Source organism: Pseudomonas sp. B21-032, from assembly GCF_024748965.1.
Lineage (GTDB): Bacteria > Pseudomonadota > Gammaproteobacteria > Pseudomonadales > Pseudomonadaceae > Aquipseudomonas.
This window is the reverse complement of the sequence record NZ_CP087180.1, coordinates 5,491,373-5,515,532: the sequence shown is the minus strand read 5'-3', so window position 1 is coordinate 5,515,532 and position 24,160 is coordinate 5,491,373. Positions and strand designations below refer to the sequence as shown.

At 61.8% G+C, this 24,160-nt stretch carries 19 protein-coding genes and 1 pseudogene; 14 read left to right on the top strand and 6 right to left on the bottom strand.

Features of this window, described 5'->3' with window-relative positions; translation table 11 throughout:
• Window positions 1-10 precede the first annotated feature (10 nt).
• Both LOY54_RS25510 and LOY54_RS25505 read right to left on the bottom strand, forming a co-directional pair.
• Entirely contained in the window at window positions 11-664 is a 654-nt protein-coding gene (locus tag LOY54_RS25510; protein ID WP_258608400.1) for a hypothetical protein, read from the bottom strand.
• Between the two features lie 54 nt (window positions 665-718).
• Window positions 719-1,486, bottom strand: coding sequence for a hypothetical protein (locus LOY54_RS25505; RefSeq protein ID WP_093378697.1), 768 nt, complete (start codon window positions 1,484-1,486; stop codon window positions 719-721).
• A gap of 258 nt (window positions 1,487-1,744) precedes the next feature.
• On the opposite strand from LOY54_RS25505, the gene LOY54_RS25500 reads away from it, so the two are divergent.
• The 6 genes from LOY54_RS25500 (at window position 1,745) to LOY54_RS25475 (ending at window position 9,605) form a co-directional block, all read left to right on the top strand.
• Complete coding sequence (locus LOY54_RS25500) at window positions 1,745-2,722, top strand: dipeptidase (RefSeq protein ID WP_123565301.1); 978 nt, start codon at window positions 1,745-1,747, stop codon at window positions 2,720-2,722.
• A gap of 214 nt (window positions 2,723-2,936) precedes the next feature.
• Window positions 2,937-3,467: a 4-vinyl reductase gene (locus LOY54_RS25495; protein WP_045202287.1), complete on the top strand. Its 531-nt coding sequence runs from the start codon at window positions 2,937-2,939 to the stop codon at window positions 3,465-3,467.
• Window positions 3,468-3,482: 15 nt separating this feature from the next.
• A complete protein-coding gene (gene dgcA / locus LOY54_RS25490) occupies window positions 3,483-5,543 on the top strand; it encodes a dimethylglycine demethylation protein DgcA (protein WP_093378706.1) in 2,061 nt (686 codons plus the stop codon).
• A gap of 103 nt (window positions 5,544-5,646) precedes the next feature.
• Complete coding sequence (dgcB, locus tag LOY54_RS25485; protein WP_213603034.1) at window positions 5,647-7,596, top strand: dimethylglycine demethylation protein DgcB; 1,950 nt, start codon at window positions 5,647-5,649, stop codon at window positions 7,594-7,596.
• Window positions 7,596-8,819, top strand: coding sequence for an electron transfer flavoprotein subunit alpha/FixB family protein (locus LOY54_RS25480; protein WP_258608398.1), 1,224 nt, complete (start codon window positions 7,596-7,598; stop codon window positions 8,817-8,819). Before dgcB ends, LOY54_RS25480 begins: the two co-directional genes overlap by 1 nt.
• A 15-nt stretch (window positions 8,820-8,834) precedes the next feature.
• The gene (locus tag LOY54_RS25475) at window positions 8,835-9,605 is read left to right on the top strand and encodes an electron transfer flavoprotein subunit beta (RefSeq protein WP_258608396.1); all 771 of its coding nucleotides are present in this window, start codon (window positions 8,835-8,837) and stop codon (window positions 9,603-9,605) included.
• Window positions 9,606-10,247: 642 nt separating this feature from the next.
• On the opposite strand, the gene gbcA is transcribed toward LOY54_RS25475, so the two are convergent.
• Window positions 10,248-11,540, bottom strand: a complete 1,293-nt coding sequence (gbcA, locus tag LOY54_RS25470; protein ID WP_115084934.1) for a glycine-betaine demethylase subunit GbcA — start codon at window positions 11,538-11,540, stop codon at window positions 10,248-10,250.
• Window positions 11,541-11,826: 286 nt separating this feature from the next.
• On the opposite strand from gbcA, the gene gbcB reads away from it, so the two are divergent.
• Window positions 11,827-12,927, top strand: a complete 1,101-nt coding sequence (gene gbcB / locus LOY54_RS25465) for a glycine-betaine demethylase subunit GbcB (protein ID WP_123565306.1) — start codon at window positions 11,827-11,829, stop codon at window positions 12,925-12,927.
• On the opposite strand, the gene LOY54_RS25460 is transcribed toward gbcB, so the two are convergent.
• On the bottom strand, window positions 12,848-13,768 hold the full coding sequence (locus LOY54_RS25460; protein ID WP_258608393.1) for a nitrilase-related carbon-nitrogen hydrolase: 921 nt from the start codon (window positions 13,766-13,768) through the stop codon (window positions 12,848-12,850). The two genes, gbcB and LOY54_RS25460, sit on opposite strands and share 80 nt — an antisense overlap.
• A gap of 166 nt (window positions 13,769-13,934) precedes the next feature.
• On the opposite strand from LOY54_RS25460, the gene LOY54_RS25455 reads away from it, so the two are divergent.
• Window positions 13,935-15,761 carry a flavin monoamine oxidase family protein gene (locus tag LOY54_RS25455; RefSeq protein ID WP_258608392.1) on the top strand — a complete coding sequence of 609 codons (1,827 nt, stop codon included), beginning with the start codon at window positions 13,935-13,937 and terminating at the stop codon, window positions 15,759-15,761.
• On the opposite strand, the gene LOY54_RS25450 is transcribed toward LOY54_RS25455, so the two are convergent.
• Window positions 15,751-17,376 carry a methyl-accepting chemotaxis protein gene (locus LOY54_RS25450; RefSeq protein WP_258608391.1) on the bottom strand — a complete coding sequence of 542 codons (1,626 nt, stop codon included), beginning with the start codon at window positions 17,374-17,376 and terminating at the stop codon, window positions 15,751-15,753. The two genes, LOY54_RS25455 and LOY54_RS25450, sit on opposite strands and share 11 nt — an antisense overlap.
• Window positions 17,377-17,650: 274 nt before the next feature.
• On the opposite strand from LOY54_RS25450, the gene LOY54_RS25445 reads away from it, so the two are divergent.
• The 4 genes and pseudogenes from LOY54_RS25445 (at window position 17,651) to LOY54_RS27740 (ending at window position 20,274) form a co-directional block, all read left to right on the top strand.
• Entirely contained in the window at window positions 17,651-17,881 is a 231-nt protein-coding gene (locus tag LOY54_RS25445; RefSeq protein ID WP_045202365.1) for a hypothetical protein, read from the top strand.
• Window positions 17,878-18,180, top strand: a complete 303-nt coding sequence (locus tag LOY54_RS25440; RefSeq protein WP_038998322.1) for a cell division protein ZapA — start codon at window positions 17,878-17,880, stop codon at window positions 18,178-18,180. The genes LOY54_RS25445 and LOY54_RS25440 overlap by 4 nt, the downstream gene beginning before the upstream one ends.
• 156 nt (window positions 18,181-18,336) lie before the next feature.
• Window positions 18,337-19,413: pseudogene (locus LOY54_RS27745) on the top strand (cache domain-containing protein); the annotation flags it as partial.
• A 123-nt stretch (window positions 19,414-19,536) separates the two neighbouring features.
• Window positions 19,537-20,274, top strand: coding sequence for a methyl-accepting chemotaxis protein (locus tag LOY54_RS27740; RefSeq protein ID WP_408980610.1), 738 nt, complete (start codon window positions 19,537-19,539; stop codon window positions 20,272-20,274).
• Between the two features lie 78 nt (window positions 20,275-20,352).
• Here the strand turns inward: LOY54_RS27740 and LOY54_RS25430 are convergent, their stop codons facing one another.
• The gene (locus LOY54_RS25430; RefSeq protein WP_093378747.1) at window positions 20,353-21,393 is read right to left on the bottom strand and encodes a low specificity L-threonine aldolase; all 1,041 of its coding nucleotides are present in this window, start codon (window positions 21,391-21,393) and stop codon (window positions 20,353-20,355) included.
• A 231-nt stretch (window positions 21,394-21,624) separates the two neighbouring features.
• Here LOY54_RS25430 and glyA point away from each other — a divergent pair, with 231 nt between their 5' ends.
• A complete protein-coding gene (glyA, locus tag LOY54_RS25425) occupies window positions 21,625-22,878 on the top strand; it encodes a serine hydroxymethyltransferase (RefSeq protein ID WP_195885194.1) in 1,254 nt (417 codons plus the stop codon).
• Between the two features lie 20 nt (window positions 22,879-22,898).
• A complete protein-coding gene (locus LOY54_RS25420; protein ID WP_038998326.1) occupies window positions 22,899-24,149 on the top strand; it encodes a sarcosine oxidase subunit beta family protein in 1,251 nt (416 codons plus the stop codon).
• The last annotated feature ends 11 nt before the right edge of the window (window positions 24,150-24,160 follow it).

The window sequence follows — 24,160 nt, the reverse complement described above, 5'->3', positions numbered from 1 at the left end:
AGCCAGCGATTCACGGGTGGGGAAGTTCGAAGGTGAGTTGCTGAATGTGACTACCCAGTTTGGTGGTCACGGTGCTCCTCAGGTTGCTGTAGCTTGCTTTGAGACTGGCATCACTGTGGCGGATCTGGATTGGGCGCAGAATGTCCTGACAGGCAAACGAATGCTTTAGCCAGTCATTGGTGACGTTAAAGGGTTTAGTCTCCAGGGCCAGACTGATCTTCTTGATCGCCGTTGACGAACGCGCAATCAGCACTTCAATAGTGATCAACAGCCGGTCCTGGCCAGGCAGCGGTTTAAAAGCAGATTGGCGCAGAACAGTTTTTTTAGGGTCGGGCTGACCCGGCTCGTTCAATGCAGTCCACACCTGCGCTGGAATCGCATAGGGATTGGCAACCTGCTGAAGCAGTTCCATTAGCGTGATTGTGCTTCCCAGGCTTGAGGTGTATTCGGTCAACTGCTCGGTGGTGAAAACCCAGCCTAACTTACCGAGCGCCTTACTGTAGTGCGAGTGCCACTCCTGGATAGAATGATACGGCTGTTTGTCGGCAGACATTTGCGCGAGCAGGCTCGATCTCAATATGTCTTCCTTGGTGCTCACAGGTAGGTGCGTGGATAAACAGGCAATCTGCGCAGCGTTGTTATAACTTTCGAAAGCAATGGGCATGTTGGCACTCCTTGCGATGGGCAGTGCCGATGCCGGGCATCGGCACGCGAAGTATCAAATCTCGAATTGCTCAAGAAAGTTTTCTGCACCACCGGCCAGTTTGTCTTCTACCGCAGAACGGATGCGGGCATACAGATTGGTGTTCAACTGAACCTGGCTAGCAGCCCGATAAATGGTCACATTGGTTTTCTTGAATTTGAAAAACAGCACGCGCTTGGTCCTGACCTGTTTCTTGAACTCCAGGCAATTGAGCACCATCGCTACCTGACCCTTGCTGGACTCGAGGCACGGAAGAATCTGGAAGGTGCCGAAGGATTCCGAGGCGCTGTTGTTTTCCAGCAGGTTCAGTGCGCCCTGGTCTTTTTGCAGGCCATTCAGGGTTTTTTCTGCAATGCTCCTGAATGCACCGCCCCCGGACACCGCGCCAATGATTTCCAGGGCAATCTGGTCCATGGAAAACTCACTGGCGCGTGGGGTGTAAAGCTGAGAGGCGTTGTTGGTGGTGTTCCATCCCAATGTCGCCAGGCCTTTGGTGTAGAACTCATACCACTGCTTGCGCTGGGTTTCCTTGTCGAACTTCTTGTCTGCCCCTTGTTGCATGAGGGAGATGCAGTTCATTACATCAATACTGTTTTGTTCCGACAGCGAGTCAGTGAGGCCGATGGCACTTTCACCGACGACGACGCCATTGTCGGTGTTTTCGTCGAAGGCGACTCCCGGGAGGGTGGGAGCTGCCGCAAACGCCGCGCGAGTGGCGATGACGGGTTTGCGGGCAGGCAGCTCAAGGGAACTGATGAAGTCAAGTTGATCCGATTGCAGCATGTCGTTACTCCTGTAAAGGGTGCCAGCCTCCTGGCTGGTCGAGCAATGATAGAGCGACCACTGCTGCAACCCAGAGGGACGCGCTTCTATTCCCAAGGTTCGCCGCGGCACAAACTGCCCCCCTTCAACAAGCGTTGACGCTTTCGGCAATTCCCCTGTCGTTTTTGCATCTGGGCGACATTGCCCCTAGGCATATGCTGGCCCCAAAGCGCCGGCAGACGATTCGGCGCAGGTTTTACCAATAAAGGGGACAGCCTGATGAGCCCAGCCGAATTACACGCAGACAGCATCGTTATCGACGGGCTGATCATTGCCAAATGGAACCGCGAGCTGTTCGAGGACATGCGCAAGGGCGGCCTGACCGCAGCCAACTGCACAGTGTCGGTCTGGGAAGGCTTCCAGGCCACGGTCAACAACATCGCCGCCAGCCAGAAGCTGATTCGCGACAACAGCGACCTGGTGATGCCGGTGCGCACCACCGCCGACATCCGCAAGGCCAAGGAACTGGGCAAGACCGGCATCCTCTTCGGCTTCCAGAACGCCCATGCCTTCGAAGACCAGATCGGCTACGTCGAGGTGTTCAAGCAACTGGGCGTGGGCATCGTGCAGATGTGCTACAACACCCAGAACCTGGTCGGTACCGGTTGCTATGAGCGTGACGGCGGGCTATCGGGCTTTGGCCGCGAGATTGTCGCCGAGATGAACCGCGTCGGGGTCATGTGCGACCTGTCCCACGTCGGCTCCAAGACCTCCGAAGAAGTCATCCTCGAATCGAAAAAGCCGGTGTGCTACTCCCACTGCCTGCCTTCCGGGCTCAAGGAGCACCCGCGCAACAAGTCCGATGAAGAGCTCAAGTTCATTGCCGATCACGGCGGTTTCGTCGGCGTTACCATGTTCGCGCCGTTCTTGGCCAAGGGTATCGATTCGACCATCGACGACTACGCCGAAGCCATCGAATACACCATGAACATTGTTGGTGAAGACTCCATCGGCATCGGTACCGACTTCACCCAAGGCCACGGCCAGGATTTTTTCGAGTACCTGACCCACGACAAGGGCTACGCCCGGCGCCTGACCAACTTCGGCAAGATCATCAACCCGCTGGGCATCCGCACCGTGGGCGAGTTCCCCAACCTCACCGAGACCCTGCTCAAACGCGGCCACTCCGAGCGCGTGGTGCGCAAGATCATGGGCGAGAACTGGGTCAACGTTCTAAAGGACGTCTGGGGCGAGTGAATACCTCTGGAGCCTACTCCGCTCGCCGATAGCTGCGTCAGGTCCTCGCGAAAAGCTCGCCGTACCTCGGTACTGTCTCGCCTTTCGCTCCGGTCCTTCCTTGCTCTCGACGTGCTCGCTACGGCTCCAAAGGCATTCACAGCGGCTGTTTATTGAAGAGCAAAGCCAAAGCGGCTTTGCATCGTGAATACCACATTTCTGGAGTTCAGTTTCCATGGCCAAGATCGCCCCGCAATTGCCTATCGAAGTCGACAGCGAAACCGGTGTCTGGACCAGCGACGCCCTGCCGATGCTGTACGTGCCGCGGCATTTCTTCGTCAACAACCATATGGGCATCGAGGAAGTACTGGGCGCCGAGGCCTATGCCGAGATCCTCTACAAGGCCGGCTACAAGTCTGCCTGGCACTGGTGCGAGAAAGAGGCTGAATGCCACGGCCTGCAAGGCGTGGCGGTGTTCGAGCACTACATGAAGCGCCTGTCCCAGCGCGGCTGGGGCCTGTTCAAGATCCAGGACATCGACCTCGACAAGGGCACCGCCAGCGTCAAGCTCGAGCATTCGGCGTTCGTGTATGTGTACGGCAAGGTCGGGCGCAAGGTCGACTACATGTTCACCGGCTGGTTCGCCGGGGCCATGGACCAGATCCTGGCCGCCCGCGGCAGCAACATTCGCACGGTCGCCGAGCAGGTCTACGGCGGTTCGCAAGAAGGCCACGACGACGGCCTGTTCATCGTCAAGCCGTTGTAAGTCGAGGATCCCGCCATGGCTTTCGAAGCAATGTTCCAGCCGATCCAGATCGGCAAACTGACCATCCGCAACCGGGTACTGAGCACTGCGCACGCCGAGGTCTACGCCACCGATGGCGGCATGACCACCGAGCGCTACGTGAAGTACTACGAAGAGAAAGCCAAGGGCGGCATCGGCCTGGCGATTTGCGGCGGCTCCTCGGTGGTGGCCATCGACAGCCCGCAGGAATGGTGGGCGTCGGTGAACCTCTCGACCGACCGCATCATCCCGCACTTCCAGAACCTGGCCGACGCCATGCACAAGCATGGCGCCAAGATCATGATCCAGATTACCCACATGGGCCGTCGCTCGCGCTGGGACGGCTTCAACTGGCCGACCCTGATGTCGCCATCGGGGGTGCGCGAGCCGGTGCACCGGGCCACCTGCAAGACCATCGAGCCAGAAGAAATCTGGCGGGTGATCGGCAACTACGCGCAGGCCGCGCGCCGGGCCAAGGAAGGTGGCCTGGATGGCGTCGAGCTGTCGGCGGTGCACCAACACATGATCGACCAGTTCTGGAGCCCGCGGGTCAACAAGCGCACCGACGAATGGGGCGGCACCTTTGAAGGGCGGATGAAGTTTGGCCTGGAAGTGCTCAAGGCCGTGCGTGCCGAAGTGGGCCCGGACTTTTGCGTGGGCATGCGCATCTGCGGTGACGAGTTCCACCCCGATGGCCTCAGTCATGAGGACATGAAGGAAATCGCCAAGTACTACGACGCCACCGGCATGCTGGATTTTTTCGGCGTGATCGGTTCGGGCTGCGACACCCACAACACCCTGGCCAACGTCATTCCCAACATGAGCTTCCCGCCCGAGCCGTTCCTGCACCTGGCAGCCGGCATCAAGGAAGTGGTCAAGGTGCCGGTGCTGCACGCGCAGAACATCAAGGACCCGAACCAGGCTACGCGCATTCTCGAAGGCGGTTATGTCGACATGGTCGGCATGACCCGTGCGCACATCGCCGACCCGCACCTGATCGCCAAGATCAAGATGGGCCAGATCGACCAGATCAAGCAGTGCGTGGGTGCCAACTACTGCATCGATCGCCAGTACCAGGGCCTGGACGTGCTGTGCATCCAGAACGCCGCGACCTCCCGTGAATACATGGGCGTGCCGCACATCATCGAGAAAAGCACCGGACCCAAGCGCAAGGTGGTGGTGGTTGGCGCCGGGCCTGCGGGCATGGAAGCCGCGCGTGTGGCAGCAGAGCGCGGCCATGACGTCACCCTGTTCGAGAAGAAGGACGCCATCGGCGGGCAGATCAGCATTGCCGCCAAGGCGCCGCAGCGCGACCAGATCGCCGGTATCACCCGCTGGTACCAGCTGGAGCTGGCGCGCCTGAAGGTCGACTTGCGCCTGGGTACTGCCGCCGATATCGACACCATTCAAGACCTGCGCCCGGACATCATCGTGCTGGCGGTGGGCGGCCATCCATTCATCGAGCAGAACGAACACTGGGGCGCCGCCGAAGGGCTGGTGGTCAGCAGCTGGGACGTGCTCGACGGCAAGGTGGCGCCGGGCAAGAACGTGCTGGTGTACGACACCATCTGCGAATTCACCGGCATGTCGGTGGCCGACTACATCGCTGACAAGGGCAGCCAGGTCGAGATCGTCACCGACGACATCAAGCCGGGCGTGGCCATTGGCGGCACGTCGTTCCCGACCTACTACCGCAGCATGTACCCCAAAGAAGTGATCATGACCGGCGACCTGATGCTAGAAAAGGTCTACCGCGAGGGTGACAAACTGGTGGCGGTGCTGGAGAACGAATACACCGGCGCCAAAGAGGAGCGGGTGGTCGACCAGGTGGTGATCGAGAACGGTGTACGGCCGGACGAGGCGCTGTACTACGGCCTCAAGGAAGGCTCGCGCAACAAGGGCCAGATCGACATCGAAGCGCTGTTCGCGATCAAGCCGCAGCCGATTCTCAGCCAGCCGGGCGAAGGCTACTTGCTGTATCGCATTGGCGACTGCGTGGCGCAGCGCAATACCCACGCCGCTATCTACGATGCACTCCGGCTTTGTAAGGATTTCTAAGGCAGCTGCAAGCGGCAAGCTTCAAGCGGTAAGCAAGAGCAGCGCGGTGTTGCCCTGGCTTGCGGCTTGAGGCTTGAGGCTTGCACCTGAAAGGTGCCTCTAAATGTTGAACACCCTTATCCCCATCCTCCTGTTCGCCGCCCTGGGCCTTGCTGTCCTGGGCGCGCTGCGGCGCGTGCGGATGTGGCGCCAGGGTCGGCCTTCGAAGGTCGATCTGCTCGGCGGCCTGCTGGCCATGCCCCGGCGCTACATGGTTGACCTGCACCACGTGGTCGCCCGCGACAAGTACATGGCCAACACCCACGTGGCCACCGCTGGCGGCTTTGTCCTGGCGGCGGTGCTGGCGATCCTGGTGCATGGCTTCGGCCTGCATAACAAGATTCTCGGCTACGCCTTGCTGTTCGCTACTGTGCTGATGTTTGCCGGTGCGCTGTTCGTTTACAAACGCCGGCTCAATCCGCCGTCGCGGCTGTCCAAAGGCCCATGGATGCGCTTGCCGAAAAGCCTGCTGGTGTTCGCCGCAAGCTTCTTCATCGCCACCTTGCCGGTCGCCGGGATCCTCCCCGAAGGCTTCGGCGGCTGGCTGCTGGTGGCGCTGCTGGGGCTTGGCGTGTTGTGGGGCGTGTCCGAGCTGTTCTTCGGCATGACCTGGGGCGGGCCGATGAAGCATGCCTTCGCCGGTGCCCTGCACCTGGCCTGGCACCGGCGTGCCGAGCGCTTTGGCGGTGGCCGTTCGACCGGGCTCAAGCCCATCGACCTGGAAGACCCGCAAGCGTTGCTGGGGGTAGAAAAGCCCAAGGATTTCACCTGGAACCAATTGCTCGGTTTTGACGCCTGCGTGCAGTGCGGCAAGTGCGAGGCCGTGTGCCCGGCGTTTGCCGCCGGCCAGCCGCTGAACCCGAAAAAACTCATCCAGGACATGGTCGTTGGCCTGGCCGGTGGTACCGATGCCAAGTTTGCCGGCAGCCCCTATCCTGGCAAAGCCATTGGCGAGCATGGCGGCAACCCGCACCAGCCGATCGTCAACGGCCTGGTCGATGCCCAGACCCTGTGGTCGTGCACCACCTGCCGCGCCTGCGTCGAGGAATGCCCGATGATGATCGAGCACGTCGATGCCATCGTCGACATGCGCCGCCACCTGACCCTGGAAAAAGGCGCGACACCGAACAAGGGCGCCGAGGTGCTGGACAACCTGATCGCCACCGACAACCCCGGCGGCTTCGCCCCGGGCGGGCGGATGAACTGGGCGGCGGACCTCAACCTCAACCTGCTCGGCGACATCAAGACCGCCGAGGTGCTGTTCTGGGTCGGCGACGGTGCCTTCGACATGCGCAACCAGCGCACCCTGCGCGCTTTCGTCAAAGTGCTCAAAGCCGCGCAAGTGGACTTCGCCGTGCTCGGCCTGGAAGAGCGTGACAGCGGTGACGTGGCCCGGCGCCTGGGCGATGAAGCGACCTTCCAGCAACTGGCCCGGCGCAATATCCAGACCCTGGCCAAGTACAGCTTCAAGCGTATCGTCACCTGCGATCCGCACAGCTTCCACGTGCTCAAGAACGAATACGGGGCTTTCGGCGGCAACTACCTGGTGCAGCACCACAGCACTTACATCGCCGAGCTGATTGGCGCAGGCGCGCTCAACCTGGGCCAGCACAAGGGCGGCAGCGTGACCTACCACGACCCGTGCTACCTGGGCCGCTACAACGGTGAGTACGAGGCGCCGCGCGAGGTATTGCGCGCGCTCGGCATCGAGGTCAGGGAGATGCAGCGGTCGGGCTTGCGTTCGCGCTGCTGCGGCGGTGGCGGCGGAGCGCCGATTACCGATATTCCGGGCAAACAACGGATCCCCGACATGCGTATGGATGACATCCGCGAAACCGCCGCCGAGCTGGTGGCCGTGGGTTGTCCACAGTGCACGGCGATGCTTGAGGGCGTAGTCGAACCGCGTCCGCTGATCAAGGACCTGGCGGAGCTGGTTGCCGACGCCATTCTCGAAGAACCGGCGGCGCCGAGCAAACCCGCTCCGGCACAGCGTGAACCTGCGGAGGTGCACTGATGAGCGACATTATTCGCCGTGATCCGCGCGCCGAGTGGATCGCCCGCAACCGCCTGCACCCGCTGCACGCGGCCATGCAGCAGGGCCAGCAACACAGCTGGATGGGGCCCAACGGCATCATTCGCAAGAACCCGCACGGGGTCGGCTTCATCGGTCCCAATGGCCTCAAGCGCATCGACCGCAGCGGCGCCCAGCAGGGTGGCAGCAGCAAGCGCACGGCTGCGGCCGTGGTGCAATTGCCGCTGCACCAGGTGGCACAGCCGGCGTTCTACATCGCCGTGGTTCCAGACATGGTCGGCGGTCGCCTGGGCAGTCACGACCGCGACCTGCTGGGCCTGGCCCACAGCCTGGCCGGTAGCGACGGCGCGGTGCTGGCAGTGGTGTTTGGCGAACACAAGGAAAGCAACTTTTCCACAGCCGGCGTCGATCGCCTGCTGGTCATCGAAGGTGACGAGTTCGCAGGTTACGCACCGGAGCAGTTGGTGCAGGGCCTGCGCGCTGTGGATAACCAGTACAGCCCACGCCATTGGCTGCTGCCAGACAGCCGCACGGGTGGCGGCGAGCTGGGCCGGCGCTTTGCTGCGGCCATTGGCGAACGCCCGGCGACTCGGGTCTGGCAGGTCAAGGACGGGCAGTGCAGCGGCCGCGCCGGCGCTGGTCAGCAAGACCTGGTGCGCGGCTTGCCGCGCTTGATCCTGGCGGCTGTCGAATGCGCGGAACCTGTCAGTGAAACCCGCCACGAAGCCTTGCCGGTGCAGTTATCCACAAGTGCTGTGCGCAGCTTGTCGCGCATTGAAGACCTCGGCCCGGTGGCCGTCGATCCGGCGGCCATCGCCATGGCCGAGGCCGAATTCATTGTCTCGGGCGGTAACGGCGTCAAGGATTGGGAACTGTTCCACCGCGCCACCGTGGCCCTCGGCGCTACCGAAGGCGCCTCGCGGGTGGCTGTGGATGATGGCTTTATGCCACGCAATCGCCAGGTTGGTGCCACTGGTACCTGGGTGACCGCGCGGGTTTACCTGGCTGTGGGTATCTCCGGGGCGATCCAGCACCTGCAGGGCATCGGCGCCTGCGACAAAGTGGTGGCGATCAACATGGACCCGGGCTGCGACATGATCAAGCGTGCCGACCTGTCGGTGATCGGCGACAGCGCGGCGATTCTCCAGGCGCTGATCGAGGCTGTGGAAAACTACCGCAACGACGTCAAGCGCGATGCGGCTTGAGGGCAGGGGATAACTATGCACACCAAGGTCATCAGTCTGGTTTCAATCGGTGCCCACCCAAGCTCCGGCCGCACTCGACGTGCCGAGCAGGATGCCCGGGCGGTAGAGCTGGGCCTGCAGCTGGCTGGGGATAACTTGCAGGTGCTGCACGCCGGCGACCCGCAGGAGCCGGCCTTGCGCGCTTACCTGGGTATGGGCCTGGAGCACATCGACGTGCTCGAACAGCCACATGGCGCCGATGCCCTGGGCGTACTCGGCGATTACCTGCGCGACGCTGGCGCTCAATTGGTGCTGACCGGCAGCCAGGCGGAAACCGGCGAAGGTTCGGGGATGCTGCCGTTCCTGCTGGCCGAGCGTCTGGGCTGGCCGCTGGTGGTGGGCCTGGCCGAAGTTGAATCTATCCACAATGGTGTCGCCCAGGTGCTGCAGGCCCTGCCACGGGGCCAGCGGCGGCGTCTGAAGGTACGCCTGCCGCTGCTGGCGACTGTGGATAACGCCGCGCCCAAGCCGCGCCAGAGCGCCTTTGGCCCGGCCCGGCGCGGGGTGTTGGCAGCGCGCCAGGTGGATATTGTCGAAGACGAGTTATTCACAAGCGCCGAGCTGCAACCGGCCAAGCCACGGCCCAAGCGCCTGAAAGTGATCAAGGCCAAGAGCGGCGCCGACCGCATGAAAGCTGCTACCGCCAAGGCCAGTGGCGGTGGTGGGCAAGTACTCAAGGACCTCTGCCCCGCAGACGGCGCGCAAGCCATCCTCAAGCTGCTGGTGGAAGAGGGCGTATTGCGCTGACAGTTGCTCACAAAGTCTGTTGGCCGATCTGTGGATAAAGTGTTCGTGTATGGCTGCAGGGCACGCATTGCGTGCCCTTCGGCGTTATGGTTAAAAAATGATCAAGCTAAGTTGTGGATTTTTCGAGGTTTTCTCCCTCTGGCTCGGCTGAGTTTGCCCACAATCGCTGTTGGCGGGTCTGTGGATAATATGTTCGCCCATGGCTGAGAGGCCCGTGTGGCAAGGGCTGCGCACGGTTGATCAAAAACTAGCCAATTGCCGTGTTTATGCCTGCCCACGCCCGTTGTTTCGGTTGTTCAGGGCGTTATCCACAACGCTTTTTCACCGCTGGGACTTTTGCACACAAAGTCTGTTGGCGTCTCTGTGGATAAGGTGTTCGCCTTCCGCTGTGAGCCTTGTATTTAAAGGCGTGCAGAGATTTGATCAAATATTGATCAATAAAATTTAGTGGGAAAAACAACGACTTGCCCACATTAGCTGTGGGCTGTCCTGTGGATAAAGTGTTTGTTCTATCGAGGGCCCCAGTAAGGCCGGGGTGTTGCGGGGTATGGTCAAAATTTGATCAGCTCCCACAGGATTTACAGGTACCTACAAATCCGGTGGGAGCGGCGGTGCGACGCCTCGACTTGCCCCGCGATAAGGTTACTGCGCAGCCACACCCTTCAGATAAGGCGCCGGCGCCGCCCCCAGGTTGCTCAGCATCCGCTCGCTGTACCAATCGACGAAATTAACCACGCCAAACTCATAGGTCTTCGAATAAGGCCCGGGCTGATACGCCGTGGAGTTGATCCCACGCTGGTTCTCTTCAGCCAGGCGCCGGTCCTGGTCGTTGGTGGCGTCCCACACCTGGCGCATGCGCGCCGGGTCGTAGTCCACACCTTCAACCGCATCCTTGTGCACCAGCCACTTGGTGGTGACCATGGTCTCCTGGGCGCTGATCGGCCATACGGTGAAGACGATGATGTGATCGCCCATGCAGTGGTTCCACGAGTGCGGCAGGTGCAGGATGCGCATCGAGCCGAGATCCGGGTTCTTGATCCGGCCCATGAGCTTCTGGCAGCCCTGCTTGCCATCCAGGGTCATCGACACCGTGCCCTTGAGCAGCGGCATGCGCACGATACGGTTACGCAGGCCGAAGCTTGCGTGGGCGTAGGGGATCTTCTCGGCATCCCAGGCGGCAGCCGAGGCGGCGACGTGGTCCTTGAACGCCTGGTCGGCGCGTGGGTCGGTGACGTCGTCCCATTCCAGCAGGGTTTTCAGCAGTTCAGGATGCGAGCCGCTGCAGTGGTAGCACTCGCGGTTGTTTTCCAGCACCAGCTTCCAGTTGGCCTTCTCCATCAAGGTGGTTTGCACCGCCACCTTGGTGTTCTCCATGTCGTAGGGTTCCATGTAGTGGGTCAGGGTGGCGAGGAAGTCGTCAATCGCCGGCGGGTTCTCGGCCAGGCTGATGAAGATGTAGCCACCGGCGGTCTTGACGTTCACAGGCTTGAGGCCGTACTGCTTCATGTCGAAATCGGCGCCCATTTCGGTGCCGGCAAACAGCAGGCGGCCGTCCAGCTCGTAGGTCCACTGGTGGTAATGGCAGACCAGCTTGGCGACCTTGCCCTTGTCGCTGGTGCACAGGCGTGAACCGCGATGGCGGCAGACGTTGTGGAAGGCGTGCACCTGGCCTTCGGCACCGCGCACCACCAGGATCGGGTTCTTGCCGATCTGCAGGGTGATGAAGTTGCCCTTGGTCGGGATCTCGCAGGTCATCCCGGCGATCAGCCATTCCTTCTGGAAGATTTCTTCCATGTCGATCTGGAACAGGCGCTCGTCGCAATAGAACGGCTGTGGCAGCGAGAAGGTTCGCTCGCGGCTCTGCAGCATCTCGGCGGTGGCCTTGCGTGCAGGTTCCAGTGGATCGCCCAGACTCAAAGTTGCGGTGACGTCCATCGTGTAGGTCCTCATGGCCAGTGCTTGTGGCCGGTGAAAGTGGCTAATCGTTGTTATGGCGACGCAAGGCTCAAGTACAGCAGGATCATGTGCGATGGAGTGTGCGTTCGAAGGGCGCAGGAACCATATCCATGGACGACATGATCAGATCCGTTTCCGACGCGTAAGCCCGCGTGGCTGGGGGCTGGTCGCGATAAGCACGCCAATGTCGCGGATAGGTAAGTGTCGCCTGCGCGGCTTAAGCAGAATCGCAGCCATCAGGCCGCAGTCGGCCGTGGAGACGAGCATGTCCAACAGCTTCCTCAATCCGGTCAGCACCCAGACCTGGGCCAACGGCCGCCACATCGTCCGTTGCGTCAAGGTGATCCAGGAAACCTGGGACGTGCGCACCTTCTGTTTCATGGCCGACCAGCCGATCATGTTCTTCTTCAAGCCCGGGCAGTTCGTCACCCTGGAGCTTGAGATCGATGGCGAGCCGATCATGCGTTCGTACACCATCTCAAGCTCGCCGTCGGTGCCCTACAGTTTCTCGGTGACCATCAAGCGCGTGCCCGGTGGCAAGGTCTCCAACTGGCTGCACGACACGTTGCACGAGGGCCAGGAGCTGGCGGTACACGGCCCGGTCGGGCTGTTCAATGCCATGGATTTCCCCAGCCCCAAGGTGCTGTACCTGAGTGGCGGCGTCGGTATCACCCCGGTGATGTCCATGGCCCGCTGGTTCTATGACACCAACGGCAATGTCGACATGGTTTTCGTTCATAGCGCGCGCTCACCGAAAGACATCATCTATCACCGCGAGCTGGAGCACATGGCCTCGCGGATCGACAACTTCAGCCTTCATATCATTTGCGAGAAGCACGGCTTGGGCGAGCCCTGGGCGGGCTATCGCGGCTACCTGAACCAGAAACTGATGGAGTTGATCGCCCCGGACTACCTGGAACGGGAGATTTTCTGCTGCGGCCCGACGCCCTACATGAATGCAGTCAAGCGCCTGCTGGAAAGCAGCGGCTACGACATGAGCCGCTACCACGAGGAGTCGTTCGGCGCGACCCCGGCAGAGGTCAAGGCCGATGCCGTGGAACACGCCGAACAAGCCGCTGAAGCTGCCGAGGTGGACGCCGGCGACCTGCACCAGGTCGAATTCACCGCCACCGGCAAGAGCATCCGCGTGGCCCCGGGCGAGACCGTGCACGCGGCGGCGGCCAAGCTCGGGCTGATGATCCCCAAAGCCTGCGGCATGGGCATCTGCGGCACCTGCAAGGTGCTCAAGCTGGGCGGCGAAGTGGAGATGGAGCACAACGGCGGCATCACCGAAGAGGATGAGGCCGAGGGCTATATTCTGTCTTGCTGTAGCGTGCCGAAGGGCGACGTGCGGATTGAGTACTAGTGTTGCAGACACCGCCGTAGAGCTGCGGCTGGCGATCTTCATGGACATGGTTGTGGTCGCTGATCCACTTGTAGTCGGCGTCGCTCAGGTCCAGGTCGGCCAGCAGCAGTTGCGCTTCGGGCAGGCTGCTGGCGCCAGCCAGGGGAAAGCCGTCGGCATCGACAATGGTTGAACCGCCCACCCAGTCGACCCCGCGTTCGCTGCCATGGCGATCACAAACCGCGATGAACATGCGATTCACTGCTGCCCCCGCCTGAACCCGGACGATTTCTGCCGGGCGCTCCTCGGGAGGGCGGGGGAATTCTGGCCAGTTGGCGGGCGCACACAACAACTGTGCACCACCCAGCGCAGCCAGGCGTACCCACTCCGGGAGCTCTAGGTCATAACAGATCATCAGTGCTATTCGCCCTTTGGCCGTTCGCACAACCGGTGGCGGTTGCTCGCCCGGGGTGAAGATGAGTTTTTCCCGGTCCCACAGGTGCACCTTGCGATAACAGGTGATCCAGCCTTGAGGTTCGATCAGCACAACGCTGTTGGCGACTTTGGTTGCCGACAGGCGTTCGCACAGGCCGGCCACCACCATGATCTGGTGCTGCCGGGCGAGGGCGAACCAGCCCTTGACCGTGGCGTCGTACAAGCCCTCGGCAACGCTCAAGGCTTCGTCGCGGTCTTCAAACACGTAGCCGCTCTGCATAAGCTCCGGCAGCACGACCAGTTCCGCACCTTCCCGGGCAGCCTCGATGATCGCTGCATTGGAGACTTCGCGGTTATGGATTACATCGGCAACTTTCGGTGCAACTTGGGCGCAAGCAATGCGCAGCGGCAGTGATGATGTGTTCATGTGTGCTCTCCTGAAAATAATGATCAGGCGATATAAAGTAGTTAGCGTCAACTGGCATTTTTGCTAGTTCAAGTGCCGTGCTTTTGATTGCCAATCAATATAACTATTGAATACCCCCGGCTCTATGCTGTGAGTTCTTCATCACTGTTTTCAGACGGAGCCTGATATGTCCTCGATCCCTTCACGAATTCTTTCCGCCAAGCGTGTTCTGGATAATCAGGTTCGGGCGCTGATTCCAGACTTTCCTTTCGACTATGGGCAGTACCTGGCGGACAAGGGGCCGGCGCCGCTTGGCCGAATCCAGCCACAGCATCATGGCCAGCAAGTGCTGGTGGTGGGGGCCGGCGTGGCCGGGCTGGTTGCCGCCTATGAAGCGATGCGCATGGGCCTGCATCCGGTTTTGGTGGAGGCCAGCGGACGCATAGGCGGGCGCCTGTATTCGACCGCAGTTAACGATAGCGTGCCGTTTGAGCGCGGTGCCATGCGCTTTCCGTTGTCGGGCCAGGCGCTGATGCACTACTTCAGCAAAGTGCGCATGCGGGACAACACTGAAGACTTCCCCAATCCCGGAAGTGCCGCCGCCGTTAGTACTGTCGTTGATTATGCCGACGAAAAATATTACTACGAAGTCGGCAACGACAACTTTCCCCGGCCGCCGGCGTTCGAGAACATTGAAATCAAGTTCTTCGATGAGTTTCTCGAGCAGGCGCCTATCCATTTCAAGGAAATGGAACACGCCATGTCTGCCGGGACAATAGACCCGGCGAAAATCAAACTGTTGTGGAATGCCATTTTGCGCGAAGGCTGGGACAACCTCAGCTTTCATGCGGCGATGGTCGAGCAGGCGCGTTGGCCTGCCGACGAGATTAACCTGTTCGGCCAGATCGGCTTTGGTACGGGTGGCTGGAACACCGACTTTCCCAATTGCTTTCTGGAAGTACTGCGGGTGCTGTATACCGGGCTGGATATCAACCACCTGTTGATGCGCGACGGTGCCGACCAGTTGCCCCTACGGCTTTGGCAGCAACCTGCAGCGGCCTTTGGCGATGACAGCGTGTTCTGGCCGCAGAACATGACCCTGGAAGAACTGGCGAGCGCGTTTCCGGGCGACCCGCTGCGCCAGGAAGTTCGGCAGATCAAGCGCCTGACAGCGGGCGAAGGTGGCGGTTTCGAAGTGCTCTGCCATGACCTGCAGAGCGGACGCGACCAGCGCCTGCGCTACGCCAGTGTGGTCTACACCCCGCATGTGCGGATACTCGACAAGTTCCGCTACATGAACGGCGCCGAAGGCCTTGAGGCCAGCCGTTCGCTGCTGACGCAGCAGCAATGGGAAGCGGTGATGTATACCCACTACATGCAGTCGGCCAAGGTATTTGCCGCTACCCGCGAGCCGTTCTGGACCCAGCGCGGGCCGGACGGCAAGCAACTGATGAGTATTACCCTGTCTGACCGCCTGACCCGTGGCACCTACCTGGTGGACTACAGCCGAAACCCGGGAGCCTACAAAGGTAGTGGGGTTTTCTTGTCATATACCTGGAACGACGACAGCCTGAAGTTTCTCGGTGACCGTCAGGGCGACCTGCCGCAGCATGGCGAGTTGTGCACCGCCTTGCTCGATCAGGTTTATCCCGGCCTGGACCTGGCTTCGCATTTCCCTGCGCCAGACCCCTTTGTCGAGATCAACTGGGAGAACGAGCCTTTCTATCTTGGGGCTTTCAAGATGAACCTGCCGGGCCAGTACGAGTACCAGCGGCTGTTGTTCAGCCAGTTCAAGGAGGGCAGTGACGGTAGCGCGGTGGATGGCTTCATCCTGGCCGGCGACGATGTGTCCTGGACCGGCGGTTGGGCTGAAGGGGCGGTGACCACGGCACTTAATGCCGTGGACAAACTGGCCACGCGCTACAACAACGGCTTCAGCCCCGAGGGCGGTCCCATTGCGCAGTGGGACCCCCTCAAGCCGGCTGCGCTGGCCGATCTGCAGGTCAAACGCTAAAGCGCGCCACCAGCCCGCTCAGGTCCACCGCCAGGCGCGACAGCTCGGCACTGGCGGCGCTGGTCTGGTGGGCGCCGGTGGCCGACTGCACCGAAAGATCGTTGATGTTGACCAGGTTGCGGTCGACTTCGCGGGCAACCTGGGCCTGCTCTTCGGCGGCGCTGGCGATCACCAGATTGCGCTCGTTGATCTCGGCCACCGCGCCGGTGATGGTTTCCAGCGCCAGGCCGGCGCCACGGGCGATGTTCAGGGTCGACTCGGCGCGTTCGGTGCTGTTGCGCATGGAGTTGACCGCCTGCTCGGTGCCGCCCTGGATACTGCCGATCATCCGTTCGATTTCGCTGGTCGACTGCTGGGTGCGGTGGGCCAGGGCGCGCACTTCATCAGCCACTACGGCAAAGCCGCGGCCGGCTTCCCCGGCACGCGCCGCTTCGATGGCGGCGTTGAGTGCCAGCAGGTTGGTCTGGTCGGCCAGGCCGCGAATCACATCGAGCACCTTGCCAATATCACGCGACTCTTCCGCCAGGTTGCCGATCAGTTCGGCAGTGCCTTGCACGTCGGTGCTCATGCGCTCGATGGCGCTGACGGTTTCCATGACCAGGTCACGGCCGTCACCGGCCGAACGGGTGGCTTCCTTGGAGGCTTCCGAGGTGCTCACGGCATTGCGCGCGACTTCTTCGACGGCGCTGGTCATCTCGGTGACGGCCGTGGCGGCCTGTTCGATTTCGTTGTTCTGTTGCTGCAGGCCACGGGCGCTTTCGTCGGTGACGCTGTTGAGCTCTTCGGCCGCCGATGCCAGCTGGGTGGCCGAGCCGGAAATCTGCTGCAGGGTGTCGCGCAGCTTGTTCTGCATCTTGGCCATGGCCTTGAGCAGACGCGCTGCTTCGTCCTGGCCTTCGGCGTGGATGCTGCGGGTCAGGTCGCCTTCGGCAATCCGCTCGGCGGCCTGCAGGGCTTCGTCGATCGGCTTGACGATGCTGCGGGTCAGCAGCAGGGCGCAGATCAGGGTCAGGGCGGTGGCGGCCAGCAGCAGGCCGATCACCAGAGTCACGGCATTGGAATATTGTTCGGCGGCGGTGCGGTTGATCTCGCTGGTTTGTTCGGTGTTGATGCTGACCAGCTGATCCATGACGCTGTTGATCTGCTCGGAGCTGTCGAGCATGTCGCGGTTGATCAGGTTGCGCAGGGTCTCCAGGTCATTGTTCTGCGAGGCCAGGCGCATGCGGTTTTCCAGTTGGCGGTACTGGCCCAGCAACTGCACGTACTGGTTGTAGGCCGAGCGCTCCTGGTTGCCGAAGATCAACGGCTCGTAGTTGCGGCGCGCGTCGTCGATCTGCTGGTTGCGCTGGTCGATCAGCTTGAGGGTGGCCTGCAGGGTGTCGGCTTCGCGGTTGAGCAGCAGGCGGTACGACAAGGTGCGCAGGCGCAGGGTCAGCTGGGTCAGTTGGTCGAGGTTGGTCAGGCTCGGCACCGTCGAGGTCTCGATGGTTTCGCCGGCCTGGCGAATCTTGCTCATCTGGTTCAGGGCGAACAGACCTAGGGCCAGCATCAGCGCACCGATCAGAGCAAAGCCCAGAAGCGCGCGCGGGGCGATATTCATGTTGCGTAGGGACATGGTGGTATCCAGGAGGGAAAAGGGCACGCGAACCGTGCGCAGGAGTCAGGACTGCCATGCCTATCGGTCGGCCGGCTAAAGACTTGAGCGGGCGAAGATGAAATTGTGAGGCAGCTATCTTTTTTCCTGACCGGTGGTAGGCAAAACGGGGAACCGGACCCGCATCGGCGGGTCAATCTGCACCAGGCCGAAGCGTCTAAACCCGATATCCCTGGCTAGCACGCGGACTTTTCTTTATCGTGTGCGCCCCCTGAAACACCCCGAGAAGGCAATCATGTTGGAAACTTCCCTTAGTCAACTGGAGCAACTGGTCAGCGACCTGGTGCAGAAGAATCAGGAACTGACCGAGCGCAACGCGCAAATCAGTGCCGAACTGGCCCAGGCCAAAGATGAAAACGACAGCTTGCAATTGAGCCTGCTGGAGCAGGAAGAAAAGCAGGGCGCTACCGCCGCACGCATCCAGGCCCTGGTTGAGCGTGCCAGCGTTGGTGCCGTGAACGCATGAAAACCTCAGCGCAGCCGATCAATGTCGTGTCGATCCTCGGCAGCGATTATTCGATCAAGGCCCCCGAAGGCCAGGAGCAGGCGCTGGCGCAAGCGGTGCAGATGCTCAATGCCTCATTGGCCGATACCAAGCGTAAATACCCGACTCTGATCGGTGACAAGCTGCTGGTACTGGCAGCCCTCAACCTGTGCTCGCAGCAGATCGAACTGCAACAGCAGCACCAGCAGGCCCTCGACCGTTACCAAGAGCAAGTCAACGCCACGGTCGATGTGATTGCGCGGACCATCAGCAACAGCTGATCGCCTCCAAAGCCCCAAGCTAAACCTTTTTGCCAGCTCACCGCCTTCGGGAGGGTGGGCCGGCATTGCTGTGGATCACTGTCATTATTGTATTTCCTGTTGTATACAATCGGCCTGTCTCTTGCACTACAGGGCTTATTTACCCAGGGGAAATACATGCAGTTCTGGCGGCGCAGTATCCAGTGGCAATTGATCGCAAGCATGGGCGCAGCGCTGTTGCTGAGCATTCTGGTGGTGGTTGGCATCTACAGCGTGGCGGTCAATCGGCTGACCGAGCGTTACCTGGTCGACACTGCCTTGCCGGCGAGCATTGAGGCGATTCGTAACGACATCGAGCGCATGCTTGGCCGGCCGCTGACGGCGGCGGCGGACATCGCCAACAACACCCTGCTGCGCGACTGGCTGGCGGCGGGCGAAGACAGTGTCCAGGCGCCGCAATTCATCGAGTACCTCGAAGCCCTGCGCAAGCACAACCAGGCCTTTACCGCGCTGTTTGCCGCGACCGCGAGCAACCACTACTACAACGAGAACGGCCTGGACCGCACCCTCAGCCGCAGCAACCCGGCGGACAAATGGTTCTTCGGCTTCATCGACAGCGGCAACCCGCGCCTGCTGAACATCGATACCGATGGCAGCACCGGCGAACTGGCGCTGTTCATCGATTATCGGGTGGAAAAAGCCGGGCAACTGGTGGGCATCGCCGGGCTTGGCCTGCGCATGACCGAACTGTCCGAGCTGATTCACAACTTCAGTTTTGGCGAGCACGGGCGAGTCATGCTGGTGCGCGGCGACGGTTTGATCCAGGTGCATCCGCAGGCGCAGTTCAGCGGCAAGCGGCAGTTGGCCGAACAGATTGGTGGCGAGGCTGCCAAAGTTGTCTTGAGCCGTGAGCAGGGCCTGCACAGCAGCCGCTTCGAGCGCGATGGCGAGGGCTACCTGGCCCTCAGCCTGCCGCTGCGTGAGCTCAACTGGACGCTGGTCGCCGAAGTGCCAGAAGCGCAGATCTACGCCCAGGTACGCGAGACCGTCTGGCTGACCAGCCTGATTGGCGGCGCAGTGGCGTTGGTGTCGCTGTTGCTGGTGGTACTGCTGGCACGTGGTATCGTCCGGCCGATCCGCCGCGTGACCGCTGCCCTGATGGCCATCGGCAATGGCGGCGGCGACCTGACCCAGCGCCTGGACGAGAACCGTGCAGACGAACTCGGCGACCTGGCCCGTGGCTTCAACCGCTTTCTCGACAGCCAGCGTGACCTGATCGGCGAAGTGCTGAGCACCAGTGAGCGCCTGCGGGCCTCGGTGGCGCAAGTCACGCAAGTGGTGGACAACACCGCCGAGCGTTCCGGCCGCCAGCAGGAAATGACCGAGATGGTCGCCACCGCCGTGCATGAGATGGGCCTGACCGTGCAGGACATTGCCCAGAATGCCGGCAATGCCGCGCACGCCTCGCAAACTGCGCGCAGCGAAGCGCTACAGGCCCGCGACGTAGTGCGCCGCTCGATTGCCCATATCGAGGGCATGTCCGAGGAGATTGGCCAGGCGGCCAGTGCAGTGGGGGAGCTGGCTACGGAGGTGGCGTCGATCGACGAAGTGCTGGCGGTGATCCGCAGCATCTCCGAGCAAACCAACCTGCTGGCGCTCAACGCTGCCATCGAAGCGGCGCGGGCCGGCGAGATGGGCCGCGGCTTTGCCGTGGTCGCCGATGAAGTACGAACCCTGGCGCGGCGCACCCAGGTGTCCACCGATGAAGTGCAGCAGATGATCCTGCGCCTCAAGCAGGGTGCGGGCAGTGCGGTGGCGTCGATGCAGGCCGGGCAGGCGGCAACCGGTACGGGCGTGGAGTCGAGCCAGCAGACCGGTGCTTCGCTGGGGACCATCACCGAGCAGGTCGAGCACATCAGTGACATGAACCATCAGGTGGCGACAGCGACTGAAGAGCAGTCGGCGGTGACCGAGGAGATCAACCGCACGGTGCAGGGGATTTCCGATCTGGCGCGGGAAACGGCGGTGGATGTGCAGGGGTGCCGGGAGGAGTGCCAGGCGCTGCGCGGGCTGGCGGATGATCTGGCGCGGCAGATGGGAGGGTTTCGCCTTTGAAATTATCGCGGGGCAAGCCCGCTCCCACCGGATTTCATTGATCTTCGGTAGGAGCGGGCTTGCCCCGCGATAAGGCCCTCAAGCCCCCATCACCGCCCGGATATCCGCCGCCAGTTCACGCACCCGCGCCTCTTCGGTATCCCACGAGCACATGAAGCGTGCGCCGCCGCTGCCGATGAAGGTGTAGAAGCGCCAGCCCTTGTTGCGCAAGGCTTCCAGCGCCGGTTCCGACATCTGCAGGAACACCCCGTTGGCCTCCACCGGGAACATCAGCTCAACGCCCGGCACATCGCGAACCAGTTCGCTGAGCAACTGCGCGCAGTGGTTGGCATGCACAGCGTGGCGCTGCCAGGCGCCGTCTTCCAGCAAACCGACCCAGGGCGCGGACAAAAAGCGCATCTTCGACGCCAGTTGCCCGGCCTGCTTGCAGCGGTAGTCGAAGTCTTCGGCCAGCTCGCGGTTGAAGAACAGGATCGCTTCACCCACCGCCATGCCGTTCTTGGTGCCGCCAAAGCACAGCACATCGACTCCGGCCTTCCAGGTCAGCTCCGCCGGGCTGCAGCCAAGGAACGCGCAGGCGTTGCTGAAGCGGGCGCCGTCCATGTGCAGATTCAGGCCCAGCTCCTTGCAGGTAGCGCTGATGGCCTTGAGCTCGTCCGGGCGGTAAACGCTGCCGACCTCGGTGGCCTGGGTGATGGTCACCACCCGCGGCTTGGGGTAGTGGATGTCCTGGCGCTTGAGCGCCACTTCGCGGATCGACTCGGGGGTCAGTTTGCCGGCTTCGCTGCGCGCGGTGAGCAGCTTGGAGCCGTTGGAGAAGAACTCCGGGGCGCCGCATTCATCGGTCTCGACGTGGGCGGTCTCCGAGCAGATCACGCTGTGATAGCTCTGGCACAGCGACGACAGCGCCAACGAGTTGGCGGCGGTGCCGTTGAAGGCGAAGAACACTTCGCAGTCGGTTTCGAACAATTTGCGGAAGTATTCCGAGGCACGTGCCGTCCATTGGTCGTCGCCATAGGCGCGCTCGTGGCCCTGGTTGGCCTTTTCCATGGCGGCCCAGGCTTCGGGGCAGATACCTGAGTAGTTGTCGCTGGCGAATTGCTGGCTTTTATCTGGCATGACACTGTCCTGTGAACGACGCAGACGAGCACTCTAAACCAAGAATTGCGGCGTCGCCTATACAAAGCATTGCCCCCGTGGAAGCGGGCTTGCCCCGCGATGAGGCTACATGTCGTAAACGCACCTTTGCGTGGCGTCCGTAGGCATCTGGGCTGTCTGCGTCGGTCATACCATCGCTGCAAAAGGGCAATTGCCCGACAAGAACCGATGCCGCTGCCGGGAGAGACTGCGATGTTCAGCAAGCAAGACCAGATCCAGGGTTATGACGATGCACTGCTGGCGGCGATCAATGCCGAAGAGCAACGCCAGGAAGATCACATCGAGCTGATCGCCTCGGAAAACTACACCAGCAAGCGTGTCATGCAGGCCCAGGGCAGCGGCCTGACCAACAAATACGCCGAAGGCTACCCGGGCAAGCGCTATTACGGCGGTTGCGAGCATGTGGATAAAGTCGAGCAACTGGCCATCGACCGCGCCAAGCAGCTGTTCGGCGCCGATTACGCCAACGTTCAGCCGCACTCCGGCTCCTCGGCCAACAGCGCCGTATACCTGGCCCTGCTGCAGGCCGGCGATACCATCCTGGGCATGAGCCTGGCCCACGGCGGTCACCTGACCCACGGTGCCAAGGTGTCGTCCTCGGGCAAGCTGTACAACGCCGTGCAGTACGGCATCGACACCAACACCGGGCTGATCGACTACGACGAAGTCGAGCGCCTGGCGCTGGAGAACAAGCCGAAGATGATCGTCGCCGGGTTCTCGGCCTACTCGAAAACCCTCGATTTCCCACGCTTTCGTCAGATCGCCGACAAGGTCGGTGCTTATCTGTTTGTCGACATGGCTCACGTTGCCGGCCTGGTTGCCGCTGGCCTGTACCCGAACCCGCTGCCTTACGCTGACGTGGTCACCACCACCACCCACAAGACCCTGCGCGGCCCGCGTGGCGGCCTGATTTTGGCGCGCAGCAACGAAGAGATCGAGAAGAAGCTCAACGCCGCGGTGTTCCCCGGGGCCCAGGGCGGCCCGCTGATGCACGTGATCGCCGCCAAGGCGGTGTGCTTCAAGGAGGCGCTGGAGCCTGGCTTCAAAACCTATCAACAGCAGGTGATCGACAACGCCCAGGCCATGGCCGAAGTGTTCATCAAACGCGGTTATGACGTGGTTTCCGGCGGCACCGACAACCACCTGTTCCTGGTCAGCCTGATTCGCCAGGGCCTGACCGGCAAAGAGGCCGACGCCGCCCTGGGCCGTGCGCACATCACCGTCAACAAGAACGCCGTGCCCAACGACCCGCAGTCGCCGTTCGTCACCTCCGGCCTGCGCATCGGCACCCCGGCGGTCACCAGCCGCGGCTTCAAGGTCAGCCAGTGCGTGGAGCTGGCCGGCTGGATCTGCGACATCCTCGATAACCTCGGCGATGCCGACGTCGAGGCCGATGTTGCGAAGAACGTGTCGGCACTCTGTGCAGATTTTCCGGTTTATCGCTGAGTGGTCCAGGAGTAAAGACTATGCAACGTTACTCAGGCTTCGGCCTCTTCAAGCACTCGCTCAGCCACCACGAAAACTGGCAGCGCATGTGGCGCACGCCCACCCCGAAAAAAGTCTACGACGTGGTCATCGTCGGTGGTGGCGGGCATGGCCTGGCCACCGCCTACTACCTGGCCAAGGAACACGGCATCACCAACGTGGCAGTGGTCGAGAAAGGCTGGCTGGGTGGCGGCAACACCGCGCGCAACACCACTATCGTCCGCTCCAACTACCTGTGGGACGAGTCGGCGCACCTGTATGAACACGCGATGAAGCTCTGGGAAGGGCTGTCACAAGACATCAACTACAACGTGATGTTCTCCCAGCGCGGCGTCTACAACCTCTGTCATACCTTGCAGGACATGCGCGACTCCGAGCGTCGGGTCAGTGCCAACCGCCTCAATGGCGTCGACGGCGAGCTGCTCAATGCTCAACAAGTAGCTGAAGAAATCCCTTACCTGGACTGCTCGAAGAACACCCGCTACCCGATCATTGGCGCCACCGTGCAACGCCGCGGTGGTGTTGCCCGTCACGACGCCGTGGCCTGGGGCTTTGCCCGCGCCGCCGACGCCCTGGGTGTCGACCTGATCCAGCAAACCGAAGTGATCGGTTTTCGCAAGGAAAACGGCGTGGTCATCGGCGTCGAGACCAACAAAGGCTTTATCGGCGCCAAGCGCGTCGGTGTGGTCACCGCCGGTAACTCCGGGCACATGGCCAAGCTCGCAGGTTTCCGCCTGCCGATCGAATCGCATCCGCTGCAAGCACTGGTGTCCGAGCCGCTCAAGCCGATCATCGACAGCGTGATCATGTCCAACGCCGTGCACGGCTACATCAGCCAGTCGGACAAGGGCGACCTGGTCATCGGCGCCGGCATCGACGGCTGGGTCGGTTACGGCCAGCGCGGTTCGTACCCGGTGATCGAGCACACCCTGCAGGCCATCGTCGAAATGTTCCCGATCCTCTCGCGGGTGCGCATGAACCGCCAGTGGGGCGGCATCGTCGATACCACCCCGGACGCCTGCCCGATCATCTCCAAGACCCCGGTGAAGAACATGTTCTTCAACTGCGGCTGGGGCACCGGCGGCTTCAAGGCCACCCCGGGCTCGGGCAACGTCTTTGCCGCAAGCCTGGCCAAGGGCGAAATGCACCCGCTGGCCAAACCCTTTTCCATCGACCGTTTCCACAACGGTGCACTGATCGACGAACACGGCGCCGCCGCTGTCGCCCACTAGCAGGAGAAATC

Excerpts from the sequence above, each read along its gene's own strand:
- LOY54_RS25460 (WP_258608393.1), bottom strand. The coding sequence starts at position 13,768 with ATGAACACATCATCACTGCCGCTGCGCATTGCTTGCGCCCAAGTTGCA.
- LOY54_RS25445 (WP_045202365.1), top strand. The coding sequence starts at position 17,651 with ATGTTGGAAACTTCCCTTAGTCAACTGGAGCAACTGGTCAGCGACCTG.
- LOY54_RS25455 (WP_258608392.1), top strand. The coding sequence starts at position 13,935 with ATGTCCTCGATCCCTTCACGAATTCTTTCCGCCAAGCGTGTTCTGGAT.
- LOY54_RS25440 (WP_038998322.1), top strand. The coding sequence starts at position 17,878 with ATGAAAACCTCAGCGCAGCCGATCAATGTCGTGTCGATCCTCGGCAGC.
- LOY54_RS25430 (WP_093378747.1), bottom strand. The coding sequence starts at position 21,393 with ATGCCAGATAAAAGCCAGCAATTCGCCAGCGACAACTACTCAGGTATC.
- dgcB (WP_213603034.1), top strand. The coding sequence starts at position 5,647 with ATGTTGAACACCCTTATCCCCATCCTCCTGTTCGCCGCCCTGGGCCTT.
- LOY54_RS25480 (WP_258608398.1), top strand. The coding sequence starts at position 7,596 with ATGAGCGACATTATTCGCCGTGATCCGCGCGCCGAGTGGATCGCCCGC.
- LOY54_RS25475 (WP_258608396.1), top strand. The coding sequence starts at position 8,835 with ATGCACACCAAGGTCATCAGTCTGGTTTCAATCGGTGCCCACCCAAGC.
- gbcB (WP_123565306.1), top strand. The coding sequence starts at position 11,827 with ATGTCCAACAGCTTCCTCAATCCGGTCAGCACCCAGACCTGGGCCAAC.
- LOY54_RS25420 (WP_038998326.1), top strand. The coding sequence starts at position 22,899 with ATGCAACGTTACTCAGGCTTCGGCCTCTTCAAGCACTCGCTCAGCCAC.
- LOY54_RS25505 (WP_093378697.1), bottom strand. The coding sequence starts at position 1,486 with ATGCTGCAATCGGATCAACTTGACTTCATCAGTTCCCTTGAGCTGCCT.
- glyA (WP_195885194.1), top strand. The coding sequence starts at position 21,625 with ATGTTCAGCAAGCAAGACCAGATCCAGGGTTATGACGATGCACTGCTG.
- LOY54_RS25495 (WP_045202287.1), top strand. The coding sequence starts at position 2,937 with ATGGCCAAGATCGCCCCGCAATTGCCTATCGAAGTCGACAGCGAAACC.
- LOY54_RS27740 (WP_408980610.1), top strand. The coding sequence starts at position 19,537 with ATGACCGAGATGGTCGCCACCGCCGTGCATGAGATGGGCCTGACCGTG.
- gbcA (WP_115084934.1), bottom strand. The coding sequence starts at position 11,540 with ATGGACGTCACCGCAACTTTGAGTCTGGGCGATCCACTGGAACCTGCA.
- LOY54_RS25510 (WP_258608400.1), bottom strand. The coding sequence starts at position 664 with ATGCCCATTGCTTTCGAAAGTTATAACAACGCTGCGCAGATTGCCTGT.
- LOY54_RS25500 (WP_123565301.1), top strand. The coding sequence starts at position 1,745 with ATGAGCCCAGCCGAATTACACGCAGACAGCATCGTTATCGACGGGCTG.
- LOY54_RS25450 (WP_258608391.1), bottom strand. The coding sequence starts at position 17,376 with ATGTCCCTACGCAACATGAATATCGCCCCGCGCGCGCTTCTGGGCTTT.
- dgcA (WP_093378706.1), top strand. The coding sequence starts at position 3,483 with ATGGCTTTCGAAGCAATGTTCCAGCCGATCCAGATCGGCAAACTGACC.